9 protein-coding genes are annotated in these 14,054 nt (G+C 61.3%); all 9 read right to left on the minus strand.

Annotation, left to right across the window (positions count from 1 at the left end; all coding sequences use genetic code 11):
- Positions 1–19 precede the first annotated feature (19 nt).
- The 9 genes from yccS to betI all read right to left on the minus strand — a co-directional run bounded on the left by yccS (position 20) and on the right by betI (position 13,963).
- Positions 20–2,203: a YccS family putative transporter gene (gene yccS / locus AAEZ09_RS07420; RefSeq protein WP_045059874.1), complete on the minus strand. Its 2,184-nt coding sequence runs from the start codon at positions 2,201–2,203 to the stop codon at positions 20–22.
- 229 nt (positions 2,204–2,432) lie between these two features.
- Positions 2,433–3,611 carry a BaiN/RdsA family NAD(P)/FAD-dependent oxidoreductase gene (locus tag AAEZ09_RS07425; RefSeq protein WP_122841183.1) on the minus strand — a complete coding sequence of 393 codons (1,179 nt, stop codon included), beginning with the start codon at positions 3,609–3,611 and terminating at the stop codon, positions 2,433–2,435.
- 153 nt (positions 3,612–3,764) lie between these two features.
- Positions 3,765–5,102: an ATP-dependent RNA helicase DbpA gene (gene dbpA, locus AAEZ09_RS07430; protein ID WP_236695861.1), complete on the minus strand. Its 1,338-nt coding sequence runs from the start codon at positions 5,100–5,102 to the stop codon at positions 3,765–3,767.
- A gap of 156 nt (positions 5,103–5,258) precedes the next feature.
- Positions 5,259–6,686 (minus strand): multidrug transporter subunit MdtD, encoded by a 1,428-nt coding sequence (gene mdtD / locus AAEZ09_RS07435; protein WP_045059877.1) that lies wholly within the window; start codon positions 6,684–6,686, stop codon positions 5,259–5,261.
- Positions 6,687–6,829: 143 nt separating this feature from the next.
- On the minus strand, positions 6,830–8,167 hold the full coding sequence (locus AAEZ09_RS07440; RefSeq protein ID WP_205892069.1) for a TldD/PmbA family protein: 1,338 nt from the start codon (positions 8,165–8,167) through the stop codon (positions 6,830–6,832).
- Positions 8,167–9,609 carry a TldD/PmbA family protein gene (locus AAEZ09_RS07445; protein ID WP_350598859.1) on the minus strand — a complete coding sequence of 481 codons (1,443 nt, stop codon included), beginning with the start codon at positions 9,607–9,609 and terminating at the stop codon, positions 8,167–8,169. Before AAEZ09_RS07445 ends, AAEZ09_RS07440 begins: the two co-directional genes overlap by 1 nt.
- 314 nt (positions 9,610–9,923) lie before the next feature.
- Positions 9,924–11,627: a choline dehydrogenase gene (gene betA / locus AAEZ09_RS07450; protein ID WP_045059880.1), complete on the minus strand. Its 1,704-nt coding sequence runs from the start codon at positions 11,625–11,627 to the stop codon at positions 9,924–9,926.
- Between the two features lie 151 nt (positions 11,628–11,778).
- Positions 11,779–13,251, minus strand: a complete 1,473-nt coding sequence (gene betB / locus AAEZ09_RS07455; RefSeq protein ID WP_045059881.1) for a betaine-aldehyde dehydrogenase — start codon at positions 13,249–13,251, stop codon at positions 11,779–11,781.
- A 118-nt stretch (positions 13,252–13,369) separates the two neighbouring features.
- Complete coding sequence (gene betI / locus AAEZ09_RS07460) at positions 13,370–13,963, minus strand: transcriptional regulator BetI (RefSeq protein ID WP_045059882.1); 594 nt, start codon at positions 13,961–13,963, stop codon at positions 13,370–13,372.
- Positions 13,964–14,054: the final 91 nt, after the last annotated feature.

Raw genomic sequence — 14,054 nt, forward strand, 5'->3', positions numbered from 1 at the left:
GCGGAGGCCGCTCCAGGCTTCAAACTTCGCTGCCGTCCTTGATCAAATGCGCCGCCAAGGTCCGTAACGGCCCGAGCTGACGGCAGATCAGTGCCAATTGAGTCTGCACCAGGCGCTGCCCTTCATCGATCTCGTCCGGCATCTGTTCGAGCTCATTGGCCAGCGCTTCTTCTTCATCGCTCTGAATTGCGATGGGCGTCTTGCTTGCCAGACCCTGGGCGATTTCGTCGATGCTGGCGGCCAGCTTGATGCCGGCGCCCTCGATCAAGTACTCGCGCATCTCCGCCGGCAACAGCGTCTCGCGGTGGGCGCCGAGGCCGGACAGATAACTGAGCAAGGTGTGCGAGAGCACCAGGAAGCGGAAGCCGACATCGGCCTCCTTACGGAAATGCCCAGGCTCCATCAGCATATTGGCCAATGTCGTGGACAGGGCCGCATCGGCGTTGTGGGCATTGCGTCGGGCCAGGCGATAGGCCAGGTCATCGCTCTTGCCGGCGGCATACTGCTGCATGATCTGACGCAGATAGATGCTGTTGCAGGTGAGGGTGTTGGCCAGGACTTGGTTCAGGCGTCGACCCTGCCAGTCCGGCAGGAACAGGAACACCGCCAGGCCGGCGATCAGGCTGCCCAGCAAGGTATCGAACAGCCGGGGCAGGAACAAACCGTAACCGTCGCCGACCTGATTGAAGCAGAACAACACCATCAGGGTGATCGCGGCGGTTGCCAGGGTGTAGCGGGTGGTGCGGTTGATAAAGAACACCACGCCTGCGGCGATCGCGAAGCACGACTGCACCAGCGGGTTGGGAAACAGGTCGAACAGCGCCCAGGCCACGGTCAGGCCAATGGCAGTGCCGATAATCCGCTGACCGAGCTTGCGCCGGGTGGCGCCATAGTTGGGCTGACAGACAAACAGTGTCGTGAGGATGATCCAGTAACCCTGGGACGGGTGGATCAAATGCACCATGCCGTAGCCGATACTCAAGGCCAGGGGCAATCGCAAGGCGTGGCGGAACAGCAACGAGGTGGGTGTCAGCTGCGTGCGCAGACGAATCCAGACATCCTTGAGGCTGCGGGGCGAACGGTCGAGCAGGCTGCTGTCGGTGGCGTCGGCCAGGGCGTCGGGATTACTCGCGTCGCTGAGCAGGCGGTCGAGGGTGCCGAGATTGGCCGCCAACGCCCGCAGCGAGCGCAGCAGGCCGCGCCAGGCCGGGTTGCTCTGCACTCGCAGGTGTTCGAGAGAAGCGTGCAGGTCGCTCAGGGCCTCGGCGAAACTGGCGTCGTAGACGAACGGCTGGCGCATCTGGATCGACTCCGCCAGGGCGCGGCAGGCTTTGCCTTGCTGGCGCAGCAGACGCTGGCAACGGAACAGCACGTCGCTGTGGAAGAACGCGTCCGCCAGGGCGTTGTAGGGATAATGCGAGGAGCTGGCGCGCTCGTGGATGTCCTGCGCGAGGAAGTACAGCTTCAGGTAGCGGCTGACTTTCGAGCCGGGGCGACCATTGCCGACCCGATGCAGGATGATTTCCTTGGCGGCGTTGAGGGCGGCGACCACCCGACCATTCTGCTGCGCCAGTTCCAGGCGACGAGCTTCCACGTCCATTTGCCGTATCGGTTCGAACAGCGAAGATTTCAGCTTCAGGTAGAAACCCAGTTCACGGAACAGTCGCGCCAGGCTCTGTTGCACTGGCTGATTGGAAAACATCGCCTGCCACAGCACCGAGAGCAGGCCGTACCATGCCGCACCGGCCACCAGCAGCAGCGGTTCATGCCAGAAATCGGTGACCGCGCCCCCGCGCTGGTCCACGCCGATCATGGTGTAGACCGACAGAATCAGGGTCGCCGAGGCAATCGCCCCATAGCGTTCGCCCAGGGCGCCGAGCATGGTCAGGCCGAAGCTGGCGAGGGCCAGGGCGATGACAAAGACAATGGGATAGGGGAACAGCAGCTCGACCGAGAGTGCGGCAACACTGAAGCACACCAGCGTAACCGCCAGGGCATTGAGGCGGCCTTGCCAACTGTCGTCGGTCTCGGCCAGGGCGCTGGCGATGATCCCCAGGAACAGTGGAATCAGCAGGCCCATTTCATCCTGATACCAGCACAGCGCCATGCTGCCGGTCAGGGCAATGAACACCCGCACGCTGTAGCTGAATTTATCCAGTGCCCAGAGGCGGCGCAGAGACTGACGAAATGAACTTGATGGCATGAAGTGCGAAGGCCTTCCGAGGCAATGACGCTAAATTGAGCCAGTAATGACGTTGACGCAATGGCGTCGATCACATCTGACAGCAAAATCTGTTCCTTGTCCGGCAGAACACGGTCCCGTAGGAGCTGCCGAAGGCTGCGATCTTTTGATTTTGATCTTGATCTTGAAGATCAAAAGATCGCAGCCTCGTTTCTCTCGACAGCTCCTACGGGGTGCGTTGCGCGGTGTTTCAGACGTACTGCGCGGCGGCGTAGCCTGAAGCCCAGGCCCACTGGAAGTTGAAGCCGCCCAGGTGGCCGGTGACATCCAGCACTTCACCGATGAAATACAGGCCAGGGCTTTTCAGTGATTCCATGGTCTTCGACGACACCTCGTGCGTGTCGACGCCGCCCAGGGTCACCTCTGCCGTTCGATACCCTTCAGTCCCTGCCGGTACCACCTTCCAGCTGGCCAGTTTCTCGGCAATCTCGGCCAATTCCCCGTGGGTGTACTGCTTCATCGGCTTGGAGACGAACCAGTTGTCGGCCAGCAGGTTGGCCATCTTCTTGGTGAAGATTTCCCCCAGCAAGGTCTTCAGCTCACTGTTCGGGCGTTCGGCTTGCTGTTGCTGCAACCAGGCCGGTACATCATGGTCGGGCATCAAGTTGATCTCGACGGCGTCGCCAGACTCCCAGAACGAGGAAATCTGCAAAATCGCCGGCCCGCTGAGGCCGCGATGGGTGAACAGAATGTTCTCGCGAAAGCTTTGCTCGTTGCAGCTCACCAGGCAATCCACCGACGTGCCGGACAGCTCGGTGCACAACTCCTTGAGCTGATCGGTGATGGTGAAGGGCACCAGCCCGGCGCGGGTAGGCAGTAATTCGTGGCCGAATTGCCTGGCCACCTGATAACCGAAACCGGTAGCACCCAGCGTCGGAATCGACAGGCCGCCCGTGGCGATGACCAGGGATTGGCAGCTCAACTGGCCCAGCGTGGTGTCCAGCAGATAGCCGCTTTCGATTTTCTCGATGGTCTGGATCGAGGTGTCCAGGTGCAGGCTGACGCCGACCTGGTCGCACTCGTTGAGCAGCATCTCGAGGATGTCACTGGATTTGTTATCGCAGAACAGCTGGCCGAGCTTTTTCTCGTGGTACGGCACGCCGTGCTTGGCGACCATAGCGATGAAATCCCACTGGGTGTAACGCGCCAGTGCGGATTTGCAAAAATGGGGATTCTGGGACAGGAAATTGCCCGGTTCCGTGTACATGTTGGTGAAATTGCAGCGACCACCGCCCGACATCAGGATTTTCTTGCCGGCCTTGTTCGCGTGGTCCAGTAACATCACTTTGCGCCCGCGCCCGGCGGCGGTCAGCGCACACATCAAACCTGCGGCGCCAGCGCCAATGATCACGACTTCGGTAGAGCGCAAAACGGTGTCCTCTAGATGTGTCACCACAAAACAAACTGTGGGAGCGAGCTTGCTCGCGATGGCCGACTGACAGACAACATTGATGCTGAATGTGCTGGCCTCATCGCGAGCAAGCTCGCTCCCACAGGGGATATTCGTTGGGCAGATGATCTCTTACAAGATACGCACGCGCAGCGAGCGGCCTTTGATCTTACCGTCGTTCAGGCGCTGCAAAGCCTGCTTGGCAATGCCACGTTCCACTGCCACGTAGGCCTGGAAATCGAAAATGGCGATCTTGCCGACCTGGGCGCCGGGGATGCCGGCGTCGCCTGTCAGTGCGCCCAGAATGTCACCAGGGCGAACTTTGTCTTTACGGCCTGCGCCAATCACCAGCGTGCTCATCACCGGCAGCAGTGGGGCGCCGCCCTGGGATTTGAGGTTGTCCAGCTGATCCCAGCTCAACGGCGATTTCTGCAGTTGTTCGATGGCCTGGGCGCGGTGCGCTTCGGACGGGGCGACCAGGCTGATTGCGATACCCTTCTCGCCAGCACGACCGGTACGGCCAACGCGGTGAATGTGGATTTCCGAGTCACGTGCCAGCTCGACGTTGATCACCATGTCCAGTGCATCGATGTCCAGGCCGCGTGCGGCGACATCGGTGGCAACCAGTACTGAAGTGCTGCGGTTGGCGAACATCGCCAATACCTGGTCGCGATCGCGCTGTTCCAGGTCGCCGTGCAGGCCGACGGCGGAGATACCTTTGGAGGTCAGGTGATCAACCGTTTCCTGAACTTGCTGCTTGGTGAAGCAGAAGGCTACGCAGGAAGCCGGACGGTGATGCGCGAGGACTTTGACGACCGCGTCCATACGCTCTTCCGGGGAGATTTCGTAAAAGCGCTGTTCGATCTGCGTGTCGTCGTGGAATGCCTCGGCCTTCACTTGCTGAGGGTTGCGCATGAACTTGGACGCCAGCTGCTTGATGCCGACCGGGTAGGTAGCCGAGAACAGCAGGGTCTGGCGACGTTCCGGGGCCTGCATGATGATTTCTTCGATGGAATCGTAGAAACCCATGTCCAGCATGCGGTCGGCTTCGTCGAGAATCAGCGTATTCAGGCCATGCAGCACCAGCGAGCCCTTGCGCAGGTGCTGCTGGATGCGACCCGGTGTGCCGACGATGATGTGCGCGCCGTGCTCCAGCGAGCCGATCTGCGGGCCGAATGCCACGCCGCCGCACAAGGTCAGGACCTTGATGTTGTCTTCGGCACGGGCCAGGCGACGGATTTCCTTGGCCACCTGGTCGGCCAGCTCGCGAGTCGGGCAAATGACCAGTGCCTGGCAACCGAAGAAGCGCGGATTGATCGGGTTCAACAGGCCGATACCGAAGGCTGCGGTCTTGCCGCTGCCGGTCTTGGCCTGGGCGATCAGGTCCATCCCCTTGAGGATCACCGGCAAGCTTTGCGCCTGGATCGGCGTCATCTGGGCATAACCGAGGGAGTCGAGGTTAGCCAGCATGGCGGCGGACAGCGGCAAAGTATTAAAAGCGGTGGCGATGGTGGTCACGGGACTGGCCTGCAAAACAAAATGTCGCGTAGTGTATCAGTCCCGTGGCTACTGGCCTGTATTTTCCGGACGGAAAGTCGCCAGGCGCAGCCACTTGTCGTCCTCAAACTAAGGTTCGATGTGCTCCTCTGGACGTTTGACACGCCGTCCGTCTTCCTTCGATAGCTGCGAGAAGATGGCAGCCGCCAGCATCGCCATGATTCCCACGGTCACGAAGGTCAGCTGGAAGGCGCCCAGCACCGTGTCCACGCCGTCATTGCCGACTTCGGCGGTGAAGCCGCCGAGCAATGCGCCGGCGCAAGCAACTCCCAGGCTCAGGGACAATTGCGCAACCACGGACAGCAAACTGTTGCCGCTGCTGGCGCTGGCGTCGTCCAGGTCGATCAGGGTCACCGTGTTCATTGCAGTGAATTGCAGCGAGTTGATTGCACCCAGGATCGCCAGCATGCCCAACAGCAGCCAATAGGGCGTCTGCTCGCTGACCAGGCCCATGCTCGCGAGCATCACCCCCAGGGCCAGGGTGTTGCCAGTCAGCACGATGCGATAACCCAGGCGTTCGATCAGCGGCCGAGCCACCGACTTGGCGACCATGGCTGCGGCGGCCAGTGGCAACATGCTCATGCCGGCCTGGGAGGGCGAGTAGCCCAGCGCTACTTGCAGCAGCAGCGGTACAAGGAACGGCAAGGCGCCGCTGCCGAGGCGGGCGAACAGATTACCGAGGATGCCCACGGCAAAGGTCCGGGTCTTGAACAGCGAAGGCGCAAACAGCGGATTGTCGATGTGCCCCGCTCTTAGCCAATACGCAGCCAGGCAGGCCATGCCGGCGAACAGCAGCAACATCACGCGCAGGTGCGGCAGGTGCAGCTCGCCCAGGCCCTCCATGGCGATGGTGATCAGCACCATCGCGGCGCCAAACAGCAGGAAGCCAAGGCTGTCGAAGCGGGTACGCTCGGTGCCGCGCAGGTCGGGAATGAATTTCCACACGGCGTAGCAACCGATGACACCCACCGGCAGGTTGAGCAGGAAGATCCAGTGCCAGGACAAATACTCAACCATCCAGCCGCCAGTGGTGGGGCCCAGCAGTGGGCCGAGTAGACCGGGGATGGTGATAAAGCCCATGATCCGCACCAGCTCTGACCGCGGATAGGCGCGCAGCACTACCAGGCGACCGACCGGCAGCATCAGCGCGCCGCCCAGGCCCTGGATGACCCGGGCGCCGATCAGCATGCCCAGGCTATTGGACAGTGCGCACAGCAACGAGCCGATGCTGAACAGCAGGATGGCGCCGAAGAATATCTTGCGGGTGCCAAAACGATCGGCGATCCAGCCCGAAGCCGGGATCAGCAAGGCGACGGTGAGCATGTAGGCAATGATCACGCCTTGCATGCGCAACGGATCTTCCGCCAGATCGCGGGCCATGGCCGGCAGTGCGGTGTTGAGGATGGTCCCATCGAGGGACTGCATGAAAAAAGCGATGGCCACCACCCAAGGCAGCCAGCGGGCGGTGACGGGATCCAGAGGCGGGCGATTGGGCATGGGACCTCTTGTCAATTGGAACAACGCACCTGTAGAAGCGAGCTTGCTCGCGATGGTTGTCAACGATAACGCGGGGCATCTGATGCCCCTCAGCGCTCTCCGGTTTTTCGCGAGCAAGCTCGCTCCTACAAGGATTTGTGGATTTACAGGGTCAGGGTTAACCGACTGATCAGCGCGCCCGGCAACAACGCCGAGGCCGTTGCCCGCTGACTATAGGTGCTGGCGGACAGCAGGAGTTCCCGCTCCTGCGTCAACGCTTCCAACTGAGAACCGAGCAAGCTGTAGGCCGTGTCATCAAAGCGCATGGTGCTCACCGGTGCCTGTATCTCGCCGTTCTCGACCCAGAACGTAGCGAACCGCGTCATGCCGGTCATGCGGGCGCCTGGCTGGTCCGAGTAATTCAGATACCACAGGTTGCTGATGTACAGGCCGGTCCCCAATTGCTTGAGAATGTCGGCGTCCGGCAACGTACCAGCCGCCATGTTCACGGCGCTGGGCGATTCACCGCTGCCGGCGCCGTTGGCGGCCAGGCCATATTCGGCGGCGCTGCGTGAGCCCACCAACTGCTCGCCCGCCCGGCCTTCGACGATCAGCTTCAGGTCGCTGCGCGGATAACCTTCACCGGAAAACGCCGGGCTCAACGAACCGCTCACGTGTTCATCCAGCGACACCAACGCACTGAATGCCTGGTCGCCGGCATAGAGCTTCTGCAGCGGGCTGCTCTTGCTGGCAATCGACTGCGCGGAAAACCCGCCCCAGCACAGCATGCCGATGATTTCTTCCAGCGCAGCAGGTGCGAGGTAGGCGCGGTACTGACCCGGCGCCAGGGTGCGTAGCGGGCGGCCGAGAAATTCAAGTTGCTCGCGGGCTTGCTCGAAGCGTTTGGCAAAACCCTCGCTGTTCCACTCATGCCCGGCATAGCTGGCTTTTACCGCCTGGCCGTTTTCGTGAAACAGGCTGAAATCGAAATTGAAACTGTTCGCCTGATGCCAGCCGAACGCTCCCGAAGAGCTGGCGAAACCGCGGCTGATCGGACCCGCTGCGTAAAAGCCCACAAGGTCCAGGCCTGCCGCCGCGCGGGTGATTTCAGCCACAGCCTGCGCGGTCTCCGGTAGCGGATGATCCTGCACGTTCTGGCTCTGCCAGTCGTTGAAGTTGAGCAGCAGGTACGGGTCTTCCGGTAATAGCGGCAGGGTGTCGCGCAGCTGCTGCAGGCCCTCGGCCAGACGCTGGATATCTGCCCGGAGGTCATCCGACAGGGTGATGTCGAGGTCGGCGTGGCGGCCCTGGTCGATCAGCTTGAAGCCGATGCTGGCCTGCTGCACCTGTCCGGCCTGGCGCACCTTGCCATGGTTGAACCGCACGAAAGCCGAGGACTCGGCGGCGTAGCTCAGGGTGAACTGTTCCGGCTGGCGAATGGCGCCCTGCAGCCAGGTCACCAGGGCCTTGAACGACTCGGCCTGATTGATTGGAATACTCATCAGGCGTCTCCCCCGAATACATCCACGTTGCTGAATACACAGGCGGGCGAGGCATGGCCCACGCGGATCACCTGATTCGGTTCACCTTTGCCGCAGTTCGGTGTGCCTAATACCTTGAAGGTGCTGGCGTCGCCGACGGCGCTGAGGTTTTTCCAGAACTGTGCAGAGATTGCCCGGTAATTAGGGTTTTTCACCACGCCCTTGAGTTCGCCATTCTCGATCAACTGGCCCCACTCGCAGCCGAACTGGAATTTGTTGCGTGCATCGTCGATCGACCAGGAGCGGTTGGTGCTCATCAGGATGCCGTGCTCGATATTGCCGATGAGCTGCTCCAGCGGTTGATCCCCGGGCTCAATGTTCAGGTTGGCCATGCGATCGATCGGCGGACGGTTCCAGCCACAGGCGCGACTGTTGGCTACGCCCTCCATGCCCGCACGAAACTGCGAGAGGGCACCACCCAATGGCCGCAGTAACAAACCTTGCTTGATCAGAAACTGCTTGCTGGCGGCGCTGCCCTCGTCGTCATGGCCATAACTGGCGAGTTGTTCGGGAATGTCTGGGTCGAAGGTCACGTTGAGCAAGTGCGAGCCGTACTGCAGTTGACCGAAGTCTTGCGCCTTGACGAAGCTGGTGCCCGCGTAATTGCGTTCATCGCCCAGGATGCGGTCCAGCTCCAGGGGGTGACCGATGGACTCGTGGATTTGCAGCATCATCTGGTCGGGCATCAATAGCAGGTCACGCGGGCCTTGCGGGGTGTTGGGTGCCAGCAGCAACTGCAGGGCCTGATCCGCTACTTGCGGACCGGCGCCGATCAGTCCGCAGCGGCTGATCACGTCGGCACCGCCCTGCTGGCCAAAGTTCTCGCGGCCCAGGCTGCGGGTCTGGCTGTCGTTCCCATCGTAGGCAGTGACGTCGAGGCCCGGGTAAACGAAGCGCTGGGCCTGGCGCAACTCGGCGCCGGCGCTGTTGAGGTAGATCTGCTCGACGTGGGTGACGCCAATGCTGACCTGCCAGTTCACCAGCCGCTCATCCTTGGGCACAGCGGCGGATTCGGCGCCGAGCAGCTGATAGCAATCACTGAGAGAGGGGAAGGGCTGATCGAGATTGGGCGAAAAGTAGTCGGCGCGATCACTGGAAACGGCCTGCTCGCGAAGGTCGAGCAAGGCATGGGGCTTGAATAGTCGGGCTTGTTGCTCGGCTTTTTCGAGTGCTGCTTGCAGGCCTGGTTGCGACAGGTCGTTGGTCGCCGCATAGGCTTCAACGCCATTGACCCGCACCGTCAGCATCGCCCCTTCGTCGCGACTCAGGCTCGGCGGTTCGGCGACGTTCTTGCGCACTGACAGGTACTGGCCGGACTCGCGCACATAGCGTAGCGAAAAGAACTCGGCGCCCGTGCGCAAGGCAGCAAAGCGCTGCTTGAGCTGGGGGTGGAAATCGAACATTCGGGAACCTCCCTGGATGGAGTGGCGGTGACGCGGTGTGGCGAAGGGGGTGAAACGTTTGCGTGGCGCTAGATTAGGCCTGGGCGTGGGGTAGATCAAGGGCGTGGGCAGAGGGGGTAGGGATTGCCGGGTGTATCAGGGTGCAGATGTGTGGTTGTTGGGCCGGGCCCTTTCGCGAGCAAGTCGAACGGCGCACCGCCGCTCCCACATTGGATATTCAGTGAGCACAGATTATGTGAACACCCGAGATCCCTGTGGGAGCGGCGGTGCGACGTTCGACTTGCCCGCGATGGCCGCGCCGCAGTCTGACTGTCTTACTGAGCAGTCAGGCTCACATCCCGCATCGGCTTGCCACGTACCGGAGCATCACCGGCCACATAGTAATCCGCCGTGCTGCGCGGCAGAGGCTGGCGGCCGCGGATCTTGTCGGCGATTTTCTCGGCGATCATGATCGTTGGCGCATTCAGGTTACCGGTGGTGATGATCGGCATGATCGAGGCATCGACCACTCGCAGACCCTGCATGCCATGCACGCGGCCTTCGCCATCGACCACAGCCATTTCGTCGGTGCCCATCTTGCACGAGCAGGACGGGTGGAACGCGGTTTCAGCGTGTTCGCGGATGAACTTGTCGAGCTGCTCATCGGTTTGCACTTCGATGCCCGGGCTGATTTCACGGCCACGGTACTGGTCCAGCGCCGGCTGTTGCATGATTTCACGGGTCAGGCGAATGCCGTCGCGGAATTCCTGCCAATCCTGCTCGGTGGCCATGTAGTTGAACAGGATGCTCGGGTACTCGCGCGGATCCTTGGACTTGGCCTGGATGCGACCGCGGCTCGGCGAACGCATGGAGCCCATGTGTGCCTGGAAACCGTGCTCTTTCACACCGTTGCTGCCGTTGTAGTTAATCGCCACCGGCAGGAAGTGATACTGGATGTTCGGCCAATCGAAATCTTCGCGGGTACGAATGAAACCGCCGGCTTCGAACTGGTTGCTGGCGCCGATGCCGGTGCCGTTGAACAGCCACTCGGCACCGATGGCTGGCTGGTTGTACCAGAGCAGCGATGGGTACAGCGAAACCGGTTGAGTGCAAGCGTACTGCAAGTACAGCTCGAGGTGATCCTGCAGGTTTTCGCCAACGCCTGGCAGGTCGTGGACCACCGGGATGTCGAGCTTGTTCAGCAGTTCGGCCGGGCCGACGCCGGAGCGTTGCAGGATTTGCGGCGAGGCAATGGCGCCGGAGCACAGCAGCACTTCCTTGCGGGCACGGGCTTCAACGCGCTCTTCTGCAGCGCCGATCAGGTAACGCACGCCGACCGCACGCTTGCCTTCGAACAGGATCTTGTCGGTCAGGGCGTGGGTGACGATGGTCAGGGTCGAACGCTTCTTGGCCGTGTCGAGGTAGCCGCGAGCGGTGCTGGCGCGCCGACCGTTCGGCGTGACGGTGCGGTCCATCGGGCCGAAGCCTTCCTGCTGGTAACCGTTCAGGTCTTCGGTGCGCGGGTAACCGGCTTGCACGCCTGCTTCAACCATCGCGTGGAACAGCGGGTTGTTGCCGGCTTTTGGCGTGGTCACGCTGACCGGGCCCTCGCCACCGTGGTAGTCGTTCGGGCCGATGTCACGGGTTTCCGCCTTGCGGAAATACGGCAGGCAGTTCAGGTAGTCCCAGTCTTCCAGGCCAGGCAGCTTGGCCCAGTTGTCGTAGTCCATGGCGTTGCCGCGGATGTAGCACATGCCGTTGATCAGCGAAGAGCCACCCAGGCCCTTGCCGCGACCGCATTCCATCCGGCGACCGTCCATGTGTGGTTCAGGATCGGTTTCGTAGGCCCAGTTGTAGCGACGGCCTTGCAGCGGAAACGCCAGGGCGGCTGGCATCTGCGTGCGGAAGTCCAGACGGTAATCCGGGCCACCGGCTTCGAGCAGCAGAACGGTGACGCCTTCGTCTTCAGTCAGACGGGTCGCCAGGGTGTTACCGGCAGAGCCGGCACCGATGATGATGTAATCGAATTCTTGGGACATTGAATGCACCCTCTTTGAAGTAGGTCAGGTCAGACCGTTGCGAGTGCTGCGCACTCGATCGCCAGCAGGCTGGCTCCCACATTGGAATGCGTACTCCTGTGGGAGCCGGCCTGCTGGCGATGACGGCCTCGCAGGCGAAGCAGATGCCGCCTTAGAAAACCGAGGCGTAATCGCCCAGTTCGACCTGTACCGATTTGATGCGCGTGAAGTTGTTCAGCGAGCTGATGCCGTTCTCACGACCAACACCCGACTGCTTGTAGCCACCCACCGGCATCTTCGCGTCGGACTCGCCCCAGGCGTTGATCCAGCAGATACCCGCTTCCAGTTGATGAATCACACGGTGAGCGCGGTTCAGGTCCTTGGTGACAATGCCGGCGGCCAGGCCGAAGTCGGTGTCGTTGGCACGACGGATTACTTCTTCTTCGCTGTCGTAGGTCAGGATCGCCATCACCGGCCCGAAGATTTCTTCGCGAACGATGGTCATCTCGTCGGTGCAGTCGGTGAACACGGTCGGTGCCACGAAGGCGCCTTTGGCGAATTCGCCTTCGGTCAGACGGCTGCCGCCGCACAGAACGCGAGCACCTTCTTCTTTGCCCTTGGCGATGTAACCCAACACGCTTTCCATGTGGGCGAAGCTGACCAGCGGGCCGAAGTTGGTGTTCTCGTCTTCCGGATTGCCGATGCGGATGCGCGCTACACGCTCGGCGATCTTGGCTTCGAACGCAGCTTTCAGATGGGTCGGTACGAACACGCGAGTGCCGTTGGTGCAGACCTGGCCGGAGCTGTAGAAGTTGGCCATCATCGCGGTGTCGGCGGCACGATCGAGGTCGGCGTCGTCGAAAATGATCAAAGGCGATTTGCCGCCCAGCTCCATGGTCACTTCCTTGAGCGACGAGCTCGAAGCGCTGGCCATGACTTTCTTGCCGGTGTCGGTGCCGCCGGTGAAGGACACTTTCTCGATGCGCGGGTGCTCGGTCAGCCAGGTGCCGACTTCACGGCCGCTGCCGGTCAGAACGTTGAACACGCCAGCCGGAACGCCGGCTTCAGTGTAGATTTCGGCCAGTTTCAGGGTCGTCAGGGAAGTGACTTCACTTGGCTTGAAGATCATTGCGTTGCCGGCTGCCAGGGCAGGGGCAGATTTCCACAGGGCGATCTGGATCGGGTAGTTCCAGGCGCCGATACCGGCCACCACGCCCAACGGCTCGCGACGGGTGTAGACGAAGGAAGTGTCGCGCAGCGGGATCTGCTCGCCTTCGATGGCCGGTACCAGGCCTGCGTAGTATTCCAGCACGTCCGCACCGGTGACGATGTCGACGTACTTGGTTTCGGAGAACGATTTGCCGGTGTCGAGGGTTTCCAGGGCTGCCAGTTCATCGTTGCGCTCGCGCAGGATGTCGACGGCGCGACGCAGGATGCGCGAACGCTCCATCGCGGTCATCGCGGCCCAGATTTTCTGGCCCTTTTCGGCGCTGACCACGGCGCGTTCCACGTCTTCCTTGGTCGCGCGCTGGACGTTGGCGAGGACTTCACCGTTAGCCGGGTTGATGGCTTCGAAGGTAGCGTCGCTGCTGGCATCGCTGTAGCCGCCATCAATGTAGAGTTTTTGCAGTTCGAAACGGGCCATAAAGTCCTCGCAAGAGCATAAGTGGGTTGGCGGTAACCACTGCTGGTAAAGCCAGTTCCCCTAAGGTTGTGGCAACACCGATCAGTAGCAGTTCAGGGGTTGAGCGTTTATGTGTGCTCTAACTCACCTGCTTGGCCAATTGGAAATCCATGTATTCGTAAGCGATCTGGTGCGCCTGGGCAGTGTCGAAAGCATCTCCGGACAGCGCACCGCGCAACCACAAACCGTCAATGAGCGCCGCCAGGCCGCGGGCTGCACTGCGCGCGTCATCCAGCGGCAGTACGCGGCGGAACTGGCAACACAGGTTGGAATACAGACGGTGATCGTTGATCCGCTGCAACCTGTGCAATGACGGGTGGTGCATGCTGGTGGCCCAGAAGGCCAGCCAGGTTTTCATTGCCGGGCCATTGACCTGGCTGGCGTCGAAGTTGCCTTCGATGATCACCTGCAGATGGGCCCGCGGGCTGTCATCTGTCAGCGCCTGACGGCGTGCGGTGACGTTCTCGCTCAGGACACTCATCAGATACTGCGCCGTGGCAGCGATCAGGCCATTCTTGTCCTGAAAATAGTGACTGATGATGCCGTTCGAGACACCGGCCAAACGGGCGATCAGCGCAATGCTGGCGTCCCCCATTCCAACCTGATCGACAGCCTGCAAAGTGGCTTCGATCAACTGCTGACGGCGGATGGGTTGCATACCGACCTTGGGCATCTTGCACATCTCCTTAGGCCTTCCGGCAGACGTGGAACGTCTATCGGATTGAAGGCCAGTCTATTTTGTTTTGATTGAACGTTCAATCAAT

This window comes from Pseudomonas sp. 65/3-MNA-CIBAN-0223 (assembly GCF_040310425.1).
GTDB classification, from domain to species: Bacteria; Pseudomonadota; Gammaproteobacteria; order Pseudomonadales; family Pseudomonadaceae; genus Aquipseudomonas; species Aquipseudomonas gregormendelii.

Bases quoted from the DNA above. Each gene is read 5' to 3' on its own strand.
- yccS (WP_045059874.1), bottom strand. From the start codon at position 2,203: ATGCCATCAAGTTCATTTCGTCAGTCTCTGCGCCGCCTCTGGGCACTG.
- dbpA (WP_236695861.1), bottom strand. From the start codon at position 5,102: ATGCTGGCTAACCTCGACTCCCTCGGTTATGCCCAGATGACGCCGATC.
- mdtD (WP_045059877.1), bottom strand. From the start codon at position 6,686: ATGCCCAATCGCCCGCCTCTGGATCCCGTCACCGCCCGCTGGCTGCCT.
- AAEZ09_RS07440 (WP_205892069.1), bottom strand. From the start codon at position 8,167: ATGAGTATTCCAATCAATCAGGCCGAGTCGTTCAAGGCCCTGGTGACC.
- AAEZ09_RS07445 (WP_350598859.1), bottom strand. From the start codon at position 9,609: ATGTTCGATTTCCACCCCCAGCTCAAGCAGCGCTTTGCTGCCTTGCGC.
- betA (WP_045059880.1), bottom strand. From the start codon at position 11,627: ATGTCCCAAGAATTCGATTACATCATCATCGGTGCCGGCTCTGCCGGT.
- betB (WP_045059881.1), bottom strand. From the start codon at position 13,251: ATGGCCCGTTTCGAACTGCAAAAACTCTACATTGATGGCGGCTACAGC.
- betI (WP_045059882.1), bottom strand. From the start codon at position 13,963: ATGCCCAAGGTCGGTATGCAACCCATCCGCCGTCAGCAGTTGATCGAA.